Origin of the sequence: Archangium violaceum Cb vi76, assembly GCF_000733295.1 — a bacterium.
Lineage (GTDB): Bacteria > Myxococcota > Myxococcia > Myxococcales > Myxococcaceae > Archangium > Archangium violaceum.
The window spans coordinates 56,471-76,298 of the sequence record NZ_JPMI01000233.1 but is presented as its reverse complement, the minus strand read 5'-3'; the positions used below and the strand labels follow the sequence as shown (position 1 = coordinate 76,298).

16 protein-coding genes and 1 pseudogene are annotated in these 19,828 nt (G+C 70.7%); 9 read left to right on the top strand and 8 right to left on the bottom strand.

Annotation, left to right across the window (positions count from 1 at the left end):
* Window positions 1–59 precede the first annotated feature (59 nt).
* The 6 genes from Q664_RS32030 (at window position 60) to Q664_RS32005 (ending at window position 3,860) form a co-directional block, all read left to right on the top strand.
* Complete coding sequence (locus tag Q664_RS32030; RefSeq protein WP_043404087.1) at window positions 60–461, top strand: hypothetical protein; 402 nt, start codon at window positions 60–62, stop codon at window positions 459–461.
* A gap of 262 nt (window positions 462–723) precedes the next feature.
* A complete protein-coding gene (locus tag Q664_RS32025; protein WP_043404085.1) occupies window positions 724–915 on the top strand; it encodes a hypothetical protein in 192 nt (63 codons plus the stop codon).
* A complete protein-coding gene (locus Q664_RS32020) occupies window positions 905–2,407 on the top strand; it encodes a DUF2380 domain-containing protein (protein ID WP_043404082.1) in 1,503 nt (500 codons plus the stop codon). Before Q664_RS32025 ends, Q664_RS32020 begins: the two co-directional genes overlap by 11 nt.
* Window positions 2,404–2,874 carry a hypothetical protein gene (locus Q664_RS32015; protein ID WP_043404080.1) on the top strand — a complete coding sequence of 157 codons (471 nt, stop codon included), beginning with the start codon at window positions 2,404–2,406 and terminating at the stop codon, window positions 2,872–2,874. Before Q664_RS32020 ends, Q664_RS32015 begins: the two co-directional genes overlap by 4 nt.
* 22 nt (window positions 2,875–2,896) lie before the next feature.
* Window positions 2,897–3,367 carry a hypothetical protein gene (locus Q664_RS32010; protein WP_043404078.1) on the top strand — a complete coding sequence of 157 codons (471 nt, stop codon included), beginning with the start codon at window positions 2,897–2,899 and terminating at the stop codon, window positions 3,365–3,367.
* A gap of 22 nt (window positions 3,368–3,389) precedes the next feature.
* Window positions 3,390–3,860 carry a hypothetical protein gene (locus tag Q664_RS32005; protein ID WP_043404076.1) on the top strand — a complete coding sequence of 157 codons (471 nt, stop codon included), beginning with the start codon at window positions 3,390–3,392 and terminating at the stop codon, window positions 3,858–3,860.
* 59 nt (window positions 3,861–3,919) lie between these two features.
* Here Q664_RS32005 and Q664_RS32000 read toward each other — a convergent pair whose 3' ends face one another.
* The 6 genes and pseudogenes from Q664_RS32000 to Q664_RS31970 form a co-directional block, all read right to left on the bottom strand.
* Window positions 3,920–4,861 (bottom strand): DUF2381 family protein, encoded by a 942-nt coding sequence (locus Q664_RS32000; protein WP_052518927.1) that lies wholly within the window; start codon window positions 4,859–4,861, stop codon window positions 3,920–3,922.
* A 111-nt stretch (window positions 4,862–4,972) separates the two neighbouring features.
* The gene (locus Q664_RS61375; protein WP_235216957.1) at window positions 4,973–6,760 is read right to left on the bottom strand and encodes a protein kinase domain-containing protein; all 1,788 of its coding nucleotides are present in this window, start codon (window positions 6,758–6,760) and stop codon (window positions 4,973–4,975) included.
* A gap of 181 nt (window positions 6,761–6,941) precedes the next feature.
* Window positions 6,942–7,139: pseudogene (locus Q664_RS61370) on the bottom strand (helix-turn-helix domain-containing protein); the annotation flags it as partial.
* 8 nt (window positions 7,140–7,147) lie between these two features.
* Window positions 7,148–7,969, bottom strand: coding sequence for a helix-turn-helix transcriptional regulator (locus Q664_RS62730; RefSeq protein ID WP_326938758.1), 822 nt, complete (start codon window positions 7,967–7,969; stop codon window positions 7,148–7,150).
* Between the two features lie 8 nt (window positions 7,970–7,977).
* Window positions 7,978–8,310: a hypothetical protein gene (locus tag Q664_RS60200; protein WP_043404072.1), complete on the bottom strand. Its 333-nt coding sequence runs from the start codon at window positions 8,308–8,310 to the stop codon at window positions 7,978–7,980.
* A gap of 319 nt (window positions 8,311–8,629) precedes the next feature.
* Window positions 8,630–8,983, bottom strand: a complete 354-nt coding sequence (locus Q664_RS31970) for a hypothetical protein (RefSeq protein ID WP_043404067.1) — start codon at window positions 8,981–8,983, stop codon at window positions 8,630–8,632.
* Between the two features lie 562 nt (window positions 8,984–9,545).
* Here Q664_RS31970 and Q664_RS59450 point away from each other — a divergent pair.
* From Q664_RS59450 to Q664_RS31955, 3 genes are all read left to right on the top strand, one after another.
* A complete protein-coding gene (locus Q664_RS59450; RefSeq protein WP_160174544.1) occupies window positions 9,546–9,722 on the top strand; it encodes a hypothetical protein in 177 nt (58 codons plus the stop codon).
* A 213-nt stretch (window positions 9,723–9,935) separates the two neighbouring features.
* Complete coding sequence (locus Q664_RS31960) at window positions 9,936–13,958, top strand: serine/threonine-protein kinase (protein ID WP_043404063.1); 4,023 nt, start codon at window positions 9,936–9,938, stop codon at window positions 13,956–13,958.
* An 87-nt stretch (window positions 13,959–14,045) separates the two neighbouring features.
* Window positions 14,046–15,683, top strand: a complete 1,638-nt coding sequence (locus Q664_RS31955; RefSeq protein ID WP_152622457.1) for a hypothetical protein — start codon at window positions 14,046–14,048, stop codon at window positions 15,681–15,683.
* Between the two features lie 7 nt (window positions 15,684–15,690).
* Here Q664_RS31955 and Q664_RS31950 read toward each other — a convergent pair whose 3' ends face one another.
* Both Q664_RS31950 and Q664_RS31945 read right to left on the bottom strand, forming a co-directional pair.
* Window positions 15,691–17,505 carry an OPT/YSL family transporter gene (locus Q664_RS31950; RefSeq protein WP_052518926.1) on the bottom strand — a complete coding sequence of 605 codons (1,815 nt, stop codon included), beginning with the start codon at window positions 17,503–17,505 and terminating at the stop codon, window positions 15,691–15,693.
* Entirely contained in the window at window positions 17,502–19,811 is a 2,310-nt protein-coding gene (locus Q664_RS31945; protein ID WP_043404058.1) for a serine histidine kinase EspA, read from the bottom strand. Before Q664_RS31945 ends, Q664_RS31950 begins: the two co-directional genes overlap by 4 nt.
* Window positions 19,812–19,828 lie beyond the last annotated feature (17 nt).

Genomic DNA, 19,828 nt, shown 5'->3' with positions numbered 1-19,828 from the left:
TCCCATGTTTTGGACGTTCAGCCCAGAACGCGGACGCCCCCAGAACCACGCACTTCGGCGTGTACCCCCTGCGGGCCCTGCTCCGCTACGTGGAGGCGACCGGCCTCGTGCTGGACAGGGGGAACCCTGGCACCCTGCCCATCGACGTGCCGAGGGATGACGGCACGGTGGTGAGCAAGTCCTTCGCGGAGTGCGGCGTGGACGAGGTGGAGCGGGCCACGAAGGCCAAGAAGGCTCCGCTCCCGGTGCGTGTCCCCGTGCCGGATCGGGCGCGTCTGCTGTTCTTCGAGGACAGCCTCTTGCGCAACTTCAACGGGGTGGCCCCGGTCCGTCTCAGCTCGCGCACCCAGGACGGCAAGACGCTGCTGAGCGTGCAGGACGTGCCGGTGTCGGAGGTCGCGCGGCTCCTCAAGGCGCTCCAGGAGGGCATGAGCGCGGAGCCCACGCTGGCCGCGAAGTAGCCGCACCCGTCCGCATGAACTGAAGCACCCGGGCAGGGAGGGATGCCGGCGGACATGGCCGGTGTTCCCTCCCTGGTTCTTTTCGTGACCACCGGGGACGCGGCGGAAACGCGGGCTCCGCGGCACCACGGATGCGACCGGGTGACCGGGGTGGTTGGAATCACCAGGCTTGGGAACCAGGTCACATCCCCCCGTCTTTTCCCGTCTGTCCGGAGTCGTCGGAGGTGGCCGCTAGAATGGGAGTCCCCATTCGGAGGCGCTGATGACGTCCACGCTGCTGGTGGTGCTGCTGCCATCCCAGGCGGATGGGCCCACCCCTCCACCCGTGGGTGCCGTGGAGCCCCCACGCCCGGCTTCCCTGCCCGCGAGCACACTGCTGTTCGCGCGAGGCCAGGACATGCCGAGCCCGGGGGCCTTCGCTTCCGGGGGCCTGGGGGTGGACCATGCGCGCTGAGTCGCCAGGAGTCAGGTGGACGGGGCTACTGCTCGCCCTGGCCCTGCTGTCCAACGCCTGTGCGCCGCTGATGCCACCGCCCGGCCGGGGGACACACCTGCGCTACACGCCGCACGAGGCCGCCACGCCTGCATGGGCACAGGGCCCGGGTGAGGCTTCCACGCCAGAGCCCGAGGGGCCCCAGCGGCTGCACCGCCGCCAGGGCACGCGCGAGGCGGTGACGGCGGTGGGCCCTCGCGGCGAGGAGACGCCCTGGGGGAGCGCCCTGGCGGCACACCTGGCGTTCCGCGCCGCCTTGCTAGACGTGTCAGGCTCCACCCGCGGCCTCTCCGGTGAGCTCTCCAGGCTGCGCAAGAGCCACTGGGGCATCGCAGGCAAGGCCGGCCTCTTCGTGCCCCATATCGAGTATGGCCAGGACCAGTTGCGGTGGTTGGACGCCGAGTTCGCCGCCGCTACCCGCCTGGCCCACGCCGCCACGGAGGTGGAGGACCCGGACATGCAGCGGGCCCTGCTGCGTCTGGCGGGCCCCCGACTCGAGGCGGCCCTGCTGGGCTCGTTGCTGCTGGCTGCCTGGGTGGACGTCCTCCACCTCCTCGATGTGGCCTTCAAGCAGGGCTACAACTCCCTGGAGACGCTGTTCGTGGACATGGACCGCTGGCGGCAGATGGTGGAGCCGGCCATGACGGCACTGGCCTCGCGGGAGCCAGGGCAGGTGGAGGCCGCGGCGGAGAACATGCCCGCGTTGATGGGCTACCTGTCCGGCGAGCTCAACAGGACGGCCCAGCGCCTTGAATCGGGGCTGAGGAACGTCGAGAAGGTGAAGGTGCTGGCGCAGCTCATGGAGCTGGTGACGATGAGGTCGGCGCTGAAGTTCTCGCTGCCCACGTTGCGGCCCCCAGCCCCCGTGACCCTCGGAGTGGGCATGGTGATGGGCACCAGCGGCGTGATGATGGGCACGCGCATTGTCGTTTCCGCCGAGTGGGTGGAGATGATGCAGCGGCTGGTGCGCGAAGGCGTCCTCTCGCTGCCCGCCATCAGCGCCGCGGTGCGGATTCAGGCCGGCCAGATGATGATGGCGCACGGCGAGCTGCCGCGCGGCGTGCGCGAGGCGCTGGGAGACGGGCCCGAGGTGCGGGGCATGCGCGTGACGGACAGAGCGGGGGCTGGCATGGCCGAGCGCCCCCGGCACCACGTCATGCCGCAAGAGTTCCGCGAGTGGTTCGAGAAGCGCGGCTTCACCGGCGACATGGACATCAACAAGTTCTGCGTCAGGCTGGAGCAGGCACACCACCAGGCCATCCACGGCGGGGGGAACTGGAAGCTGGGGCGCCTATGGCCCGGTGAATGGAACCGGATGATCATGAAGACCCTGCGCGATGCCGAAATTGAAGCAGGCCGGATGTTGACGCGGAACGAGGTCCTGGACATCGTCGGCGAAGCAATGAAGCGCTACGGCGTTCCGATGAAATTCGTCCCGTGGAGAGGGTCATGAGCGACAGACATCCTTTTCAAGGTAACTGGGTGGCGCGCCTGTATGAGCGGGTCCGCGAACGGGGTTACGATTCACTCACGGCCTTCGCCGAGGCGCGCCCCACCGCCTCGCTGGTGGCCCTGGCCGAGGAACTGGGTCCGGACGACGTCGCTGGAGTGCAGGTGTTCAAAGGGCTGGTGGCCGAAGCAGAGCGAAGCCGCCGAGTCACGCGTTTGGTGCGCAGTCAATTCGTGCGTGAACTGTACCAATGTCTCCCCGACGGCTGGCCGACCGTGATGGACGACGCCAACCGCTTCAAGGTTGCCAAAGCCCTCGGTTTCTGGTCCTCCTTCACCCCGGAAACCCATGAAGAGCGCGTCACGCAGGCCAGAGCAGCGCTCCGCGCCACGCCGCCCCCGCCCGGGTGGCGCCCGCTCGGCCCCGACGACGAGCTACTGCTCACGCTCCTGCCCGACGAGGAAGTCTGAACTTCATCCGTTGGAGAGGACGATGCGCGACGGACGTGCGTGGCAGGGCAACATCAAGGTGCGTCTGTATGAGCGGGTGCGCGAGCGCGGTTACACTTCGCTCACCGCTTTCGCCGAGGCGCGCCCCACTGCCTCGCTGCTAGCGCTGGCCGAGGAGCTTGGCAAGGATGACATCGCCGCAGTACAGGTATTTAGCGGGTTGGTCGCCGAGGCGGAGCGGAGTCGTCGAGTCACACGTCTGGTGCGCGCGCAGCTTGTGCGCGAGCTGTCCGAAGGTCTCCCCAACGGCTGGCCAGCCGTGTTGAATGACGCCAACCGTTTCCAAGTCGCCAAGGCGCTCAGCGCGTGGATTTCCTACACACCAGATACTCATCAGGACAGAGCAAGGCAGATCAGCGCGGCGCTCCTCGCCAAGCCACCGCCGCCCGGCTGGCGCCCGCGAGGGCCCGACGACGAACGACTGCTCACGCTCCTGCCGGATGAAGAAGTCTGAACGTCACCTCCCGGAGAGGACCATGAGCGGCGGACGTGCTTGGCAGGGCAACGTGAAGGCGCGCCTCTACGAGCGGGTCCGCGAGCGAGGTTACGACTCGCTCACCGCCTTCGCCGAGGCGCGCCCCGCCGTCCCATTGCACTTGCTGGCCGAGGAATCAGGCAAGGACGATGTCGCCGGAGTGCAGGTATTGAGCGGGCTTCTTGCCGAGGCGGAGCGGCGCAAGCAGGTCACACGGTTTGTGCGCGATGCATTCGCGCGCCTCTGGTCCCAGAGCGTTCCCGAGGGTTGGCCGTCCGTGCTGGACGATGCAAACCGCTTCAAGGTTGCCGAGGCGATTGGCTCGTGGATTGCCTACACCCCCGAAACTCATAAAGAGCGCGCCAGACAGGTCCGGACAGCTCTCCTTGCAACCCCTCCTCGCCCCGGATGGCGGCCTCTCGGTCCCGGCGACGAGTTGCTTCGCTCACTTCTACCCGACGAGGAAGTCTGATCCTCCCCGGAGAACGACACGGAGGCACGGGTGAGCCCAGCAATGCCGGCAGGCAACCGCTATTGAGGAAACGTCACGTTGGCGAGGGTAACGGTGCGCTGACGATCCGCGTCCCAGAGGACGAGCGTGTACGTGCCCCGCGCCTCCCCCTCCGTGGCCAGCAGTTCCACCACGACGCGGCCCTGCTTGCCCTCATTTCCTGGCGCGGCGGAGAGGATGGGCTCGACCTGCCAGAGTGGCAGCGGCTTGAGCATCTCGCCTTTGGAGCCGCGCAGGACCGCGCCCGCCGCCGTCCACGGCACCGAGCCCGGATTCGTGAGGTACACCTCCACCGCCACCCGATCCTTGGCGCGGTAGCTCGTCACGGCGTGATGGATGAGAGCATTGCCCTCTTTCTCCTTCACGTCCCATGTCAGCTCCTTGAGGGCAATACCCCGCTTGCCGTCCACGAGGCCGGAGGCGATGGCGCCCCGTAGCCCGTCTGGCACGACACGCTCAGCGCGGAGTTGCCGCACCTCCATCCGGCATTGTTGAGTGTCGGCCTCGGCCTCCTCCGCCACCTGCTGTAAGTCAACCACCGAGCGTGCCTGACGCAGCACCTTCACCTCCTGCATGCCGAGACCGGGATGCACGAGGAGCGTGAGGGTGGTGCATGGCGGTGCGGCATCGTCCGCGAAGCACACCGTCACGTCGATCCGTCTGCCAGAAACCAGGTTGTCGCGTGGAACCAGCGTGACGGTCTGCTGCCCCACGGCCCAGTCCACGAACCAGTCCCGGTCCTCGAGCTTCAGGGACTCCCGCTGGAGCAGCGAGTCGAAGCGGAAGGTGATGGTCAAGCCCGAGCCGATACACACCACGGGTGACTTGCCCGGGGGGAAGGCGGACAGCTCGATACGCGGGCTCTGCGACTCGCACTCATCCACGGCCGTAGCCGCGGACACGCCGACGGGAGTGGACGCGAGCGCCAGCACCAGGAGGCCGGCAGGAGATGCGGGGAGCACGGACTGTCAACCTCCAGGAAGGCGCGGGGAGTCGCCCGGGGAGGATGCGCCTCTACCACACCTCCGTGCTCGAAGTGCCCGGCCTGCTGTCTGCAGGACTCACGTACGTCTCTACTCGAAGCGGTCCACGGCCTGGACCCATGCCACGGACCCAACCACAGGGGAGTCAGGCCCGCTGTCACGCATATACCCGGTGCCCCGTATCCCTCGGTACTGAAGTTCCAAGCAGACGGGCCAAGCATCCCCACGATACCGGGCCTGCGTGAAGCGCCCGTAGACGCGGTCCTGCCCAAAGATGAGTCGTCCGGAAAGGACGGTGCCCGCCTTCAGCTTCCCCATGTCGTCCAGCAAGGCGAACGTCGTGGACTCCTGCACGGGGACGGGCTTGGCGCTTCCAACGACGGGGAAGGTGCCGCCCGCTTCGTCGCCAATGTCGATCTCCAACTCCTTCATGGTGGCCAGGGCCTTGGAGGAGCACGCCTCGGGCTCGGGCGTGGGGCGCACCGGGGCGCCGGTACAGGCGCCAAGGACGGCGCAGCAGGCCACGCCGACGCACTTCTCCATGAAACGGGCGCGCATGCCCTTGCGCTGCAGCAGAGGAGCGGGCGTCTCTTCGGGCCTCGAGCGGGAGTCTTCCTTGCGAAGCATGGTGGCGAGTACGGACGCGGGGGTGGGGGGCAGGTGGAAGGCCGCGCCCACCCCAGCTTCAGGCCACTCCTGGAAACCCGCCACTTCACGGACGGCACAAGCCCGCTCAGGAGGGCCCTCGCGCAGGGACTCGACACGAGGTGAAGCCAAGGCCACCGGCTGCACCGTGGAAGGAGAGCCGGGCGCCGGGCGCGTATGCACGACCCATGCGCCGACGCTCGCCAGGGCCAGCGCCCCCACCGCCACCACGAAAAGCGCCGCGGGGCGGAGGGATGCCACCGCCGCGGCGCGCACCGGAAGCATGCCGCGGCCTGAGGGAAAGACGCGCGAGAGTGCCCGCCGGAGCGCGCCACGCGCCCTCGGCGGAGACGCTGGCTGTGCGAGGCCCGGGGCCCGCCGTGGAGCGGGTTCCGCCCGCGCGGCATAAGGGACTCCAGGCGCCGGCAGAGCAGACTCGGGCACCGGGGGTGGCAGGCCCTCCCAAGCGTGTCGCGGCGCCACTTCCGCCAACACCGCCACGAGGGCCTCGGCTGGCGAGGCCGCAACCCGCGCCACCTTCGCGGGGGCAGGCGGCTCGGCCAGCTTCGCCGACGGGGGCTCGGGAACGGCGGGGGCGCCGCCGCGCTCCGGCACCGGCCGCGGCTTCTGGGCGGCCTTGCGTCCACGCCGGGGACGGTCCGCCTTCCACGCGAGGCCCGCCTGCTCCTCACCCGCCGGGGGCCCCATGCCGGGCACCTTCACCGTGGGCGTCGCGTCCGGCGCGTCCGGGTCCATCAGCGGCACGTCCCAGCGCTCGTCCGCCGAGGCGAGCGCGGCGTCCAGCGCACCGCACAGCTCCACGTAGCCGGAAAAGCGCGCCTCCCTGCGCTTCTCCAACATACGCATGCACACGGCACTCAGAGCCAGGGGCACGCGCGGGTTGCGCTCATGCGGCGCGGCGGGCGTATGGTGGAGGATCCTCCCGTACAACCCGCCTTCCGCGCGGTGACCGAAGGGCAGCACGTCGGTGAGGAGCCAGTAGAGGGTGATGCCCAGCGCCCACAGCTCGTCGCCCACGCCGGGCCAGTAGCCTGCGTTGCCCGGGGCGTTGTCCTGCTCATGGCGGATGAACTCGGGCGTGCGGTACTCGTCCGTCCCAGGCAGGGAGCGCTCGCCGGTGATGGTGGGCTCTCCCGCCAGGTAGCCGATTCCGAAATCCACGAGGACGGGCCGCCCGTCCGAGTCGCGGATGAGGATGTTCTCCCGCTTCAAGTCCCGGTGAAGCATCCCCTGCTTCCAGCACCTTCGCCACGCGAATCAGCCGCTTCACCTCCCCGGGGCTCCACCCGCGCAGCATGCGGACGAGCTGCCGCAGCTCGGGCGAAAGGCTGCCCTCGGGAGGAGGCGTCGCCAGGGAAGGAGCCACCTCCGTGCGGCTCAGCTCCAGCAACACATCGGCGGAGATTCCGAGGGCGAGGGCCAGCTTGCGCAGCGTGGGTACGGACGGCAACAGGCCGCCGCGCTCGATGCGTCCGTAGACCTCGGTGGCGAGGCAGACCTGCTTCGCCACCTGGGCCTGGGTCAGCCCCAGCCGCTCGCGGGCCATGCGGCATACATCACCGAGAGACTTCTGCAGGTGTTCGAGTTGCATGGGTTGTCTCACCTGCCGCGCGGCGCCCGTTTGCGTGGAGGAGCCACCATGGAGCGCGCCAGGGTGGCGAGCGCGGCGAGCTGCCGCTCCGTCAACGTGCGAATCGCGCGGCGCAACTGGCGCACCTCCGGTGTGCCTTCGGCGGCAGCTTCCGGAGGAACGAGCCAGGAGGGCGGCGCCCGTGAGGAGAAGCCCCAAAGCGTGTTCGCATCCAGCTCCAGCGCGCCACACAGCCGCAGCAGCGTGGACACGCTGGGCATCATCCGAGCGCGCTCGATGCGACCGTAGACGACGGGAGCGAGGCTGGCGCGTCTGGCCATCTGGGCCTGGGTGAGGCCCAGGCGCAGCCGGGTGTCCCTGGCCACCTTTCCGAGGTGGCGTTGCAATGCCGTGGGCATCATCGCTCCTTCAACGTGCGGCCTGGTCCGGTTCGCGGGAGCCCCGTGTCGTGCGGGCCGGGCCCATGAAGCGGGCCACGAGGGTGAGCGCATTGACTTGAGCCCCCCCAACCGGCGTACGGAGCGCAGCAGACGGCGGAGGGCGGGTGGCTCGTCGGACGGAGGCGCGGCCGGCGCGAGCCACTGCGGCGGCGTGCCGGCGACGAGCCCCAACAGTGAGTTGGCATCCACGCCCAGAGCGCGGCACAGCCGCAGCAGGGAGGGCACGCTCGGGAGCATCTTGCCGCGCTCGAGGCGCGCGTACACCTCCGTCGCCAGCTCGACGCGCTCGGCGACGTCCGCCTGCGTCAGCCCCGCGCGGGCACGTGCCTCACGGGCCACTGCCCCCACGTGCCTCGCGAGTGAGACGTTCCTCTTGTTGAAGCTGCCCACGGTGCACCTCAGTGAACGCCGCCGGGCTCGTCGCCCTTCAAGTCCGGTGGCAGGGGAAACACGCCCTTCTCCACGTCCGGGTGAGCCGTCAGCTTGCGCAGGTCCGAGGCCTCCTTGAGGATGTCGCTCAGCTCCGCTTCCGCATCCTTCGCTCCATAGGGTCGACCCTGGCGGGCATGCAGGAAGTCCCGCAGGTCGTAACGCATGTCGTCCGCCGATGGGTAGCGGTCGGCGGGGTTCTGCCGCAACGCCCGGGCCACGATCTTCTGCAAGGCGGCGGGCAGGTCCTTCGCCGCGTGCTCCACTTCTTCCGGACCGAAGTGCAGCACGCGGTTGGCCAACGTCTCCAGGGGGAGCAGCGAGGAGCGCTCGGCGCGTACCTCGGGAGGGAATCGCTCGTCGAGGTCCTCCCCTCCAGCGCCCGGTGCCGGGCCTCGCGCCCGGGCTCCATGACGATGGGCTTGAGAACAACGAGTTTCACCGGGCCATCCTGCAGAGGCTCTCGCGTGGCGAGCAGCAGGGTGTCGTAGTCGGGGTGCTCGACGAGGCAGCGGACAATCGCGTAGCGGAAGTCGCCCACCGCGAAGGACTTGCCGGGCCCGGGACCACCGGGCTTCTTCGATTCGGACATGGGAGAGAGAGGAAGCAGGAGAGGAGGGCCTAGCGCGCGACGACGGAACCAGGGACGGACACGGGCTGCCAGTTGTCCGTCTCGTCCTTCCTGTAGAAGGTACCCACCTCGAAGGAACCCGCCCGATACGCCCCGTCCTGGACGCCCACGGGGCCCACGCACTGCAGTTCCCTGCCACTGAGCGCCAAGGCCAGGTAGCCGTCGGGCCGCAGCACCACGAGCGGCTGGAACTCCTGGACACGGCGGCCCAGCTCCGCCCGGGAGACGGCCTCATTCTTGAGCACCACGTCGAGCAGCAGCACGTCCGCCACCAGCCACGGGGCGTATTCCGAGGCCTTGGGCGGAAAGAGGTGGAAGTGAAGCCGGAGCTGCCTGGAGAGCACGGCAAACAAGCCCGGCGGGAGACGGGCGACTCCTACGGAAACACGACTCCACTTCCGACACGAAAGAGATGAGCATGAAAGCCCTTCACAACCGCGCGGGTCATGCGAACGGGCCAACCATTCAGAGCGGCAGAAGCCTGTTTGTGAGACAGCAAGGCCCTCCCCGGCGGTTTGGAACCGGTAAGTAAGTCCGAGCACCCCCAACCTGTGACGTCATGCTGAAGCGCGGGCTCCCAACGAGCAAAGCCAGACACAAACAGGGCCGAAGAGAAGGGCGTCGCATGAGCGCCACGACACAGGAAGGGGAGGGCAACGAGCCGACAGGGAGGGCGCCAACGCTTCAGCAGGACGTGGCCCTCATCGATACGGAGTGCATCCCTCGCCTCACTCGTTGACATCAACGATCATCACACATCCACTCACACCACTCGTTGACGTCAACGAGTGCGAGACACTTTCGAGAGCTCGCACACGAGGGAGTGCGTTGCGTGAAGGGATGTCCGAGGGATGGCACATGATGACGCCACGGAGCTGCTTCAGCACCCTGAAGGGGGAGCACCTCATGAGCACGCAGACCCGGGCCGTCACGCCGGACACGCTACGACTCGGCTCGCCGGAGGAGTTGAAGCACTGGCTCTCCTTCATCAAGGAGTCTGACACCTCGCGAGGGCTCCTCTTCAACGCCATCCGGGAGGTCGTGCGCAGACGAACTTCCTCACCTCCGTGTTCGGCAAGTTGATGATGACGCGGGTTCAGCAGAACCCGCGGCGCCTGCTCAACAGCCTGTGCGCGAGTCTCCAGGTGGTGGGCGACGGGGCCCCTCGATAGCGCGTACGAGATTTCCTGGGAGTGAATCCTCCCCACCGGGTGGGTTCATTCCAACCCCCTGGGGGGACTCCCGATTTTGGCCCGGAAGCGGCGAAAGCCGGCCGGGTTGCGGTAGATTGGGGACGTGCCGCGTTGTGTGACATGCGGGCAGCGTTGGGAGGGGACCCACGCGCACTGTCCTCGAGGAGCCACCCCGACCAACGCCCCCTCCACGGGACGTGGCCGGCCGTCGCCGTCCCTCGAGCTCGCCGGCTACCGGCTCGAGGAGGAGGTGGCCCGTGGCGGCTTCGGCACCCTCTACTCCGCCCGGCGTGAGCACGACGGCGCGCGCGTGGCCATCAAGGTGGCCCACGCCGAGGTGCCCCTCGCCCGCGCGCAGCTCGCCCGCGAGACCGAGGTCCTGCGCGTCATCGGCCCTCCCACCGTCCCCTCCGTGCATGACACGGGCACCCTCCCCAACGGCGCCCCGTACCTCGTCATGCAGTTCATCGCCTCGCCTACCCTCGCGCAGCGCATGGCGCAGGTGTCCGGCCCCATGCCGCTCGCCGAATTCACCTCGCGCACGCAGGCCCTGCTGGATGCGCTCGCGGTGGTGCACGGCCACGGCTACCTCCACGGCGACCTCAAGCCGGAGAACGTCTTCCTCGATGACGCCACGCGCTCCGCCGGATTCTTCGACTTCGGCCTCGCGCGCTCCGTGAGCACGGCAATCCACTCCTCCGCCGACGAGCCCACGCCCCCCATCGGCGACTCCTTCGCGGGCACCGTCGAGTACATGTCCCCGGAGCAGTGCTCGAGCCAGTCCGGCCTGGACATCCGCTCGGACATCTACTCCCTGGGCGTCCTCCTCTACGAGATGCTCACCGGCCGCCCGCCCTTCTTCGGCACCCCGGCCGACGTCATCCACGCCCACCTGGCGCGCCGGCCCCTGCGTCCCTCGGAGCTGGTGCCCGTACCCGCGGCGCTCGAGCAGGTGGTACTGCGCTGCCTCACCAAGGAGCGCGAGCGCCGCTATGAGTCCGTGGCCGCCCTGCGGCTCGCGCTCCTGGAGGCACTGGCCAGCACCGAGAAGCCCTCCACCCCGCTGCCACACGCGCGCGAGAAGGCCGCCCCGACTCCGCCCGCGCCCGTGCGGCGCTCGGTGGCGGTGCTCTTCTTCCGCTCGGGTGCCAACCCCGTCACCGTGCAGAAGGCGCTCGCCGGCTTCGGCGGGCAGATGGCTTCCCACGAGGGCACCCGCTTCGCTGGCGTCTTCGATCCGGACGCGGGAGAGAATCCCGTGCGGCGCGCCCGGCAGGCCGCCGAGGGCCTCGCCGCGCAGAACCTCGCGCCCGCCGCGCTGATCGACGTGGCCACGGTGACGGTGCAGCGCCGTCCCGGTGGGCCCGCGCGCTACCTCGGCCCCATCTTCGCGCGCAAGGACCGCTACCCCACCGACGACGATCCCTCCACCCTGCTGCTCACCACCGCCGCGGCCGAGGCCCTGCCGGACCTGCCGTGCGAGCCGGTGACGGGCCGCGAGGGCGTCTTCCGCCGCGCGTCGGCGAGCCTGGGACGCGAGGACGTCACCATCCTCCAGCACGGCAGTGGCGTGCTGGTGGGCCGCGGCAGCGAGCTGGCCGAGCTGATGGAGAGCGCGGGCCTGGCGCTGGTGGAGGGCGCGCCCACGCTCGTCACCGTGTTGGGAGACCGGGGCCACGGCAAGACGCACCTGAGCGCCGCGCTCGCCCAGCAACTGCAGGTGGCCCTGCCCAACGCGCGGGTGGCCACGTGGCGCGCCCGCGAGCCGGTGCAGGGCGATCCCGAGGGCACCCTGCGCATGCTGCTGCGCGGCGCCCTCTACGACTTCCGCGGCGACGCCGAGCTGACGGGCTCCGACCACGAGGGCCGCGCCACGTGCTTCGAGCTGCTGGGGCCCCAGCTGGCCACCGAGCTGTGGCCCGGCGTGGCCTCCACGTTGGGGTGGCTGGCACCGGGCGCCGCCGGACTGCAGAACTGGGCCGCGGCACCTGGCGCACTTCGCTCCCTGGCCATGCGCGCCGCCGGTGAATTGCTGGCCGCGCGTGCCCGCCGCCGGCCCCTGTGCCTGCTGCTCGACGACGCCCAGTACGCCGAGGAGACGGCCCTGGACGCGCTGGAGTACGCCGCGCTCGCCGAGTCCCGCCTGCCCCTCTGGGTGTGCGTGCTGGCGCGCCCCGGCTTCGAGCGCCTGCGCCCCTCCTGGGGTACGCGCGCCGCCCGCCGGCACGTGCTGCCACTCGGCCCCCTCTCGCCCCCCAGCGCCGTGGAGCTGTGCCGCACCCTGCTGCGCCCCGCGGAGAACATCCCCGCCGCCGCGCTCGAGCACCTCTCCGAGCGCGCCCAGCGCGTCCCCCTCTTCCTCGTGGAGCTGGTGCGGGGCCTCAAGCGCCAGGGCCTCGTGCGTCAGCGCGCCAGTGGCGGCAGCTGGTTCCTGGCCACGGACGAGCTGGACCGGATGCCGGAGCTGCGGCTGGTGGACTGGCTGGCGGACCGCGAGTTGGGCACGCTGCCGGTGGAGCTCGCGGCCCACGCGCGGCTGTGCGCGTTGCTGGGCCCGGACTTCACCGCCGCCGAGGCCGAGGGCGTGGTGCACGCGCTGGAGGAGGACGGCGGCGCGGCGGACTTCCCGTTGGATCCCCGCCACGCCACACGGCGGCTGTTGGACCTCGGCCTGCTGGTGAGCCACCGCCAGGAGGGCCTCAGCTTCCGCAACGAGCTGCTGCGCGCCACGGTGGAGCGCTCGCTGCCCGAGGCGGACCGGGCGCGCATCCACCGTGCGGCGTTCCGCTACTACCAGAGCAAGGCCGGAGCCGCCGAGCGCCAGCGCCTGCCCCGCCTGGCCCTGCACGCCGCCGCCGCCGGCCTGCGTGACGAGGCCGCCGCCCTCTACATCGATCTGGCCGAGTCCGCGCGGGGCCGCCACGCCTATATCGAGGCCGAGTCCACCTATACACGCGCGCTCGAGTTGCTGGAGCCCGATGACCGGCGGCGCCGCCTCACGGTGCTCCGGGGAAGGGGCCTCATGCGCTACCGCGTGGGGCGTTACGAGGACTCGCTGGCGGACTTCGCCGCGGCGCGCGAGCTGGCCCGGCAGTTGGAGGCGGTCTTCGACGAGGTGGATCTGCTGCTGGACGAGGCCATGGCCTACGACTGGATCAACGACTACGCGCGCTCGAAGGAGCGGGTGTACGCGGCGCAGGATCTGACCTTCTCCCGGAAGCTGCAATCGCCGCTGTTGCAGCTGCGGCTGCTGCTGGGCCTGGGGCGCGCGCAGTTCCGCGACGGCCAGTGGGAGGAGTGCTGCGAGCCGCTGCGAGAGGCGGCCGAGCGGGCGCGGAAGCTGGGAGATGCCGGCTACGAGTCGCTGGTGGTGGCACAGTTGCTGCTGGGAGTCATCCTCCCCAACATCGGCCACATCGACGAGGCGGAGCACATCCTCGAGGAGGTCATCACCGAGTGCAGCGAGCGTGGGGACCGGCTGCACCTGGGCAGCGCCATCAACAACCGGCGCAACGTGTGGGTGGCGCGCAACGACGTCCAGGGGGCGATGCAGGACCAGGAGCGCTTCCTGCACCTGGGGCGAGAGCTGGGCATGGTGGGCTGGGAGTACTTCGCCGAGCACAACATGGGCGAGCTGCTCCACCAGGCGGGGAACGCGGAGGGGGCGGCCCCGCACATCATCCGCGCCATCGAGCTGGAGCGGCACCACCCGGAGATGGCCCCGAGGCCTTGGGCGCTGCTGCTGCAGGCCCGGGCCCTGGCCTACCTCGGGCAGGACGAGAAGACGCGCGTGCTGCTGACGGAGATCCGCCAGACGTTGAAGCAGAGCGGCGCGGAGTTCAGCCCCTCGGAAGAGGTCATGTTCGACGCGGTGGATCTGGCCACGCGCGACGCCACCGACGCGGAGTGGGAGGCACTGCTGGCGCGCTCCAACGAGTTCTCGGTGGAGCAGGAGCCCCTGGAAGTGCTGGAGCTCAGGGGGCGGGCCTTGCGCCGGCGGGGTCGCCGAAAGGAGGCCGTGCGCATCCTGGAGGAGGCCCTGCGCCGGGCGGAGACGATTCCCAACGTCATGAGGGATCGGCTGAAGCGCAGCCTGGAGAGCGCGCGCCTCGTCCCCGAGGCGTGAGGCCGGACACCGGCGGGGCGCTCGCCTGGAAGCCCGGTGGAAGGTCCGTGCCGGCCACGTCCCGTGAGGTAGAGTCGCGCCCTTGCCATGAGCAGCGACCCCTCCGCCCCGAGTCCTTCCGTCCCCGCCTCCACGACTCCGGAAAGGCGCCTTGGCTGGCTGGTGGGCGTGGGCTGTGGGGTGGCGGTGCTGGCGCTCACCTTCGCCCTCGCGCCCGAGTACTGGCGGGCACGGGGCTTTCCGCTCGATGACGCGTGGATCCACGCCGTCTACGCGCGCAGCGTGGCCCGGGGGGATTGGCTCAGCTACAACCCCGGCGTGCCGGCCACCGGGGAGACGTCCCCCCTGTGGGCCTTCGTGGTGTCGGTGGCGCACCTCGGCGAGGCGAGCGTGGGGCGGGCGGTGCTCGTCACCAAGCTGCTGGGCTTCCTGCTGCATGCGCTCACCGCGGCCGGCCTGTACGCGGTGCTGCGGGGCGCGGGCCGGCTCCAGGCCCTGAGCGCGGCCCTGGTGGTGCTGGTGAGCCCGCACCTGGTGGGGGCCAGCATTTCCGGCATGGAGGTACCGCTGGCCACGCTCGCGGCGGTGGGCTTCGTGCTCGTGCTGCGCGCTCAGCGTCCCTGGCTGTACGCGCTGTGTGGCGCGCTCGGTCCGCTCGCCCGCCCCGAGGTGGGCGTCTTCCTGGTGCTCCTGCCGCTCGTGGTGCGCCCCCAGCCCGGGTGGAGGCCCGTCGTGAGGCGCTGGCTCGAGGCGGCGGTGGGGCTCGTGCTCGGCGGCGGCGCGTGGGCCGCGTGGAACCTGTATGCCTCCGGCAGGCCACTGCCGGCGACGTTCTACGCCAAGGTCACCTCCTCCCGCGCTCCGCTGCTCCCGGCCCTGTTCCACTCGCACCGGGTGGGCTACACCGAGCTGCTGCCGGAGGTGTCCTGGCCCGGGCCCGTGCTGCTGGTGCTGGTGGCGCTGGCGCTGCTGACCGTATGGCGCCGCCAGTCCGCGAGCAGCACGGAGCGCCTGGCGGCCGGGCTCGTGGCCGTGGGGCTGGCGTTCTGCTCCGTCTCGATGGCGCTGGGGCGACTGGGCCAGGTGGAGAGCTTCTATGCGCAGCGCTACGTGCTGCCCGCCCTGCCCTTCCTCCTGGCGGCCCTGCCCGTGCTGCTGGGCGGGTGGCTGGAGCGGCGGCTGGCGAGCCACGGCCCCCGGCTCCCCGCGCTGGCCGTGGCGGTGCTGCCCCTCATGATGGCCACGGGGCTGGCGCCCCGCCTGGCGCGGCTCGAGAACGACGCGCACAACATCGACGACCTGCAGGTGCAGGAGGGCCTCTTCCTCTCGCACGCCTCGCCCGGGGACGTGGTGTGGGTGCTCGACGCGGGCGCCTCGCGCTTCTTCGGCAACGCCTTCGTGGTGGACCTGCTCGGCCTCAACACGCCACGGATGCTGGAGGAGGATGCGCAGGCCTGGCTCACCCAGCACCCGCCGCGCTTCCTCGAGTGGACCAAGGGCTGGGCCGCCATCCAACCCGACGACAAGTCCGGGCTGAGAATCGCCGGCACCTTCCAGACGAGCACCGAGTACACCGTCTCCCACCAGAAGGAGATGGGGACGCGCCTGTTGGTGGAGTGCAGCCCTGGCGTGGGAGGCGTGTACGCACGCAAGTCGAACCGGTGGCGCTACGCGTGCGCGGCGGCGCCCTCCGCGCGGCCCGTGGTGGAGGACGCCCAGCCCTGAGCCGCGCTCACCCTGGGTGGATGAGACCGGCGGCGATGAGCGCCGCGATGAGGACGCTCAGGAGGGACTCGCCGATGATGGCGCCTGCCCCCGCCGACTGCACCGTCTGCGTGGCCGAGGGACGGAAACGGGCCACCCCGGCGGCCAGCAGGGCCCCGAGGCACAGCGTCACCGCGTAGTAGGCCGGCACGACGAAGCCGATGCCCATGGCCGCCGCCGAGGGCAGCCACTTCGCCAGCCGCCCGCGCGCGCCCACCGACAACAGCACGCCCGCGAGGAAGCCCAGGCCCGTGGCCAGCGCGGAGGACTGGGGCAGCTCTCCCAGCCCCTTCGAGGCCAGCTCCGCCACGGCCTTGAATTGCTGCGCCGTGGGCATGGGCAGCGTCTCGGAGCCCAGCCCGTGCGCGGACACCAGCAACGCGTACGTGGGGATGGCCACGGCGGCGCCCAGCAGCACCCCCGGGAGCTGGACGAGCAACTGGCGCGAGGCGCTGGCCCCCAGCAGGCGCCCGGCCTGGAGCGACCACAGGCTGCCGCTGGTATGCGACGCGGCGCCCGACACCACGCCACCGGCCGCGACGTTGAGGCCGGGATGGCCCGGCACGCCCAGACCAAAGCCCACCTGCGCGAGCTGTCCCACGGGACTCATGGGCGCGATGTCCGTCTGGCCCGTCGCCCGGGCACACACCGCGCACAGGGGGAACGTCAGCAGCAACGCCAGCAGGAAGTACAGCGGGCTCAACTGGAAGGCGAACCACGCCATCACCCCGGTGAGCACGATGGCCGGGAGCACCGCCCTCGCCACCCACCGGCCGGCCGTGGACTCCCAGCCCATCCCGTCCTGGCCCAGCTTGCGCAAATCCCTCATCACCGAAGGAAGGGCCCCCACCTGGGACAGGAGCGACGTGGCCGCCGCGCCCACCATCAGCCCCACGCCGGGCCACAACAGCCACCCGGAGAGCGTGGGGAACTCAGCGTTCTTCACCACTCCCTCGCTCACCAGCCAGGGCGCCAGTCCCGCCCACGCGAGCGCCGAGCCCAGCAGGATGCTCAGCCCCGCCTGCGGGCCCACCAGCACGCCGATGCCCAGCATCATCGGATTCCAGCCGATGCCCAGCATCAGGCTGTTCGCGCTCAGCCCGCCCACCGTCATCGTTCCGGGCAGCAGCGAGGCCTGGGGCACGAGGCCCCACGCATCCCGCGAGAAGGTGAGCCCCATGGAGGCCAGGCCGCTCACCCACAGGCCCCGGACACGCGCCGCGTAGGCCGAGCCGGTGGAGTGCAGCGTGGAGATCAGCTGCGCGGTGGCGGCGCCGGTGGGAAAGGGCAGGGCCTCGTCCTCGAGCAGGCGCCGGCGCAGCGCGAAGGCGAACAACACCCCGAGCGTCCCCAGGCCCACGCCCCACAGTGCCACGGCCCAGCCGGGCGGCTGTGTCCCCAACATGGCGAGCGCGGGCACCGCGCCCAGCAGTCCCGCGGTGGCGGGCACCGCGCCCACGGAGACAGCGGCCGTCTGGGAGAGGTTCGTCTCCAGCGGGGAGACAGGCGGGCCACGCCGGGCCATCGCCGACAGGCCACCGAAGGCGAGCAGCGAGGACAACACGCACCCCGACTCCCAGAAGCCCGTCTTCAGCCCCGTGTACACGTTGGTGACGGCCACCACCGCGCCAATGAGCCCTCCGGCCACCAGCGCACGGGCCGTCAACTCGGGGGGACTGGAAGCCGGCGCCACGGCGGGCACCGGGTGGAGCGCGGGAGGCGAGGACTCGTCCAGGACGAGCACGGGGGCGGCCGCGGCGCTCCCGGACTGCCGCTCACTCATCTCGCGCCTCCCTGGAACACGGCCACGGACGAGGACGGTGCCGGCGTCGTGGCCGGAGACTGCGCGGAGCGGCTCACCAGCGCCCTCAACTGGCGCAGATCCAACGGCTTGCTGAGCTTCGGGTTGGACACCTCCTGCAGGAAGCTCAGCGCCCTCGGCGTGAAGGCCCCGCCCGTCATGAAGACCACGCGCTGGGCCTGGTCCGGCGAGGAGCGGTTCAGCTCGGCGTACAGGTCCATGCCCGTCATCCCCGGCATCATCACGTCGCAGAGGATGAGATCGAAGCGGCTGCCCTGGTCCATCAGCTTGAGCGCGGCCCGGGCACCGTTGACGGTGGCCACCTCATGGTCCGGCGACAGCGAGCGCTGGAGCGCCCTCGTCACGTACGGCTCGTCGTCCACCACCAGGATGCGCGCGCGGCCCGCGGTGGGCACCGGCGCGGGCTCGGCCCGCACCTCGACCGGCGTACCCGCCACGCCCAGGCTCACGCGGAACGAACTCCCCTTGCCCGGCTGGCTCTCCACGCTGATGCGTCCACCCATGGAGTCGACGATGCCGTGGCAGATGGACAGCCCCAGCCCCGTGCCCTCGCCCACCGGCTTGGTGGTGAAGAAGGGATCGAAGATGCGCGCCTGCACCTCCGGCGACATGCCCACGCCCGTGTCGCGCACCTCCACCACCACATCGCCCGAGCCGCTCTCGCGGATGACGACGCGAATCTCGTGGTCCCTCGCATCTCCCTCGGGAATGGCGTGCGCCGCGTTGAGCAGCAGGTTGAGAAACACCTGGCACAGCCTCGACTCGTTGCCCTGCACCGAGGGCACCGGCTCGAACTGTGTCACCAGCCGCGCGCGGTGCTTGATGACGTTGTCCGCCATCTTGCACGCCAGCTCCACCGCCTTGCTCACCTCCACCGGTCCCAGCCGGTCCTCCTGCTGACCCCGGGCGAACGTCTTCAAATCCCTCACGATGGAGGCGATGCGCTCGGCGCCCTCCACCGTCTCGCGGATGACCTGGTGCAGCGGCTCCACCGTCTCCGCCACCGGCGAGCTCCGCAGCCGCTCCAACCCCTCGGAGATGAGGTGCAGGTTGACGAGCATGTAGGCCAGCGGGTTGTTGATTTCGTGCGCCACGCCCGCGCCCAGCGTGCCCACCGACGCCAGCCGGTCCGCCATCTGCAGCCGCGACTGGAGCAGGCGGCGCTCGGTGGTGTCGCGGTGGACCATGATGTGGGCGATGGTCCGGCCCTCCGAGTCCCGCAGCGGCGCCACCACGGACTCGCAGTAGCTCTGCGTGCCGTCGGCCCGCTTGAAGTCCATCTCCCCCGTCCACCGGCCGTCGCGCTCCAGCGCCTCGAGCACCTCGCCCGTGCGCTTGTCCTCCACGCCCGGGTGCAGCAGCGAGAAGAGCGTCTGCCCGAGCGCCTCGGCCTTGCCCCGGCCGAACATCTTCTCCGCGCTCGCGTTCCAGTCGATGATGCGCCCGGCCCGGTCCGTGACGACCACGCCCTCGCACAGGCTCTCGAAGATGAGCGCCTGGCGGCGCAGCTCCTGCTCGGCCACCTTGCGCTCGGTGATGTCCATCACCGTGCCGGTAATCCGCACCGGGGTGCCCGTCTCGTCGCACAGCACGTCACCCTTGCAGGACAACCACCGGCCGCGCGCGCCCGTCAGCTCGATGCGGCACTCCACGTCCAGGTGGACGCGCTGGGCGAGCGCCGTGGCCAGCGCCTCGCGCACGCGCTGCAAGTCTCCCGGGTGCACCACCTCGGACAGGTCCGTGGGGCGCCCCGACAGCGAGCCCACCGGCAGGCTCAGCAGCCGGTCCACCTGCTCGCTCCACGTCACCGCGCCCGTGACGGCGTTCCAATCCCAGATGCCCACGCGCGCCGCGCTCAGGGCCTGGCGCAGCTGCTCCTCGCCCTGCTCCACCAGCTCGCGCATGGAGAAGCGCAGCACCGTGACGGTGCCAATCTGGACCCGGTCCCCCTCGTGCAGCTCGGCGGACGCGATGCGGACGCCATTGAGGTAGGTGCCGTTGGTGGAGCCCAGGTCCGCCAGGTGGAAGCCACCCTCGGGCGCCCGGGTGATGCGCGCGTGCCGGCGCGACACACCATGGTCGTTGATCTGGAATCCCGCGTCCGCTCCCCGTCCGAGCACGTGCTCCGCTGACTCGATGCGGAACACCTTTCCGATCGCCGCCGGCGTCGTCGTGCTGGTGAGGATGAGGCACGCGCTCTCCGAGGACTGGAGCGGCTTCGCGGGCCCTCCGCACATCGTGAGATCGTCCACCATCTTCATGGCCATGCTCTTCCCGGGGGCAG

Bases quoted from the DNA above. Each gene is read 5' to 3' on its own strand.
- Q664_RS59450 (WP_160174544.1), top strand. From the start codon at position 9,546: ATGAGCACGCAGACCCGGGCCGTCACGCCGGACACGCTACGACTCGGC.
- Q664_RS32005 (WP_043404076.1), top strand. From the start codon at position 3,390: ATGAGCGGCGGACGTGCTTGGCAGGGCAACGTGAAGGCGCGCCTCTAC.
- Q664_RS32015 (WP_043404080.1), top strand. From the start codon at position 2,404: ATGAGCGACAGACATCCTTTTCAAGGTAACTGGGTGGCGCGCCTGTAT.
- Q664_RS31950 (WP_052518926.1), bottom strand. From the start codon at position 17,505: ATGAGTGAGCGGCAGTCCGGGAGCGCCGCGGCCGCCCCCGTGCTCGTC.
- Q664_RS31945 (WP_043404058.1), bottom strand. From the start codon at position 19,811: ATGGCCATGAAGATGGTGGACGATCTCACGATGTGCGGAGGGCCCGCG.
- Q664_RS32010 (WP_043404078.1), top strand. From the start codon at position 2,897: ATGCGCGACGGACGTGCGTGGCAGGGCAACATCAAGGTGCGTCTGTAT.
- Q664_RS32020 (WP_043404082.1), top strand. From the start codon at position 905: ATGCGCGCTGAGTCGCCAGGAGTCAGGTGGACGGGGCTACTGCTCGCC.
- Q664_RS31955 (WP_152622457.1), top strand. From the start codon at position 14,046: ATGAGCAGCGACCCCTCCGCCCCGAGTCCTTCCGTCCCCGCCTCCACG.
- Q664_RS32025 (WP_043404085.1), top strand. From the start codon at position 724: ATGACGTCCACGCTGCTGGTGGTGCTGCTGCCATCCCAGGCGGATGGG.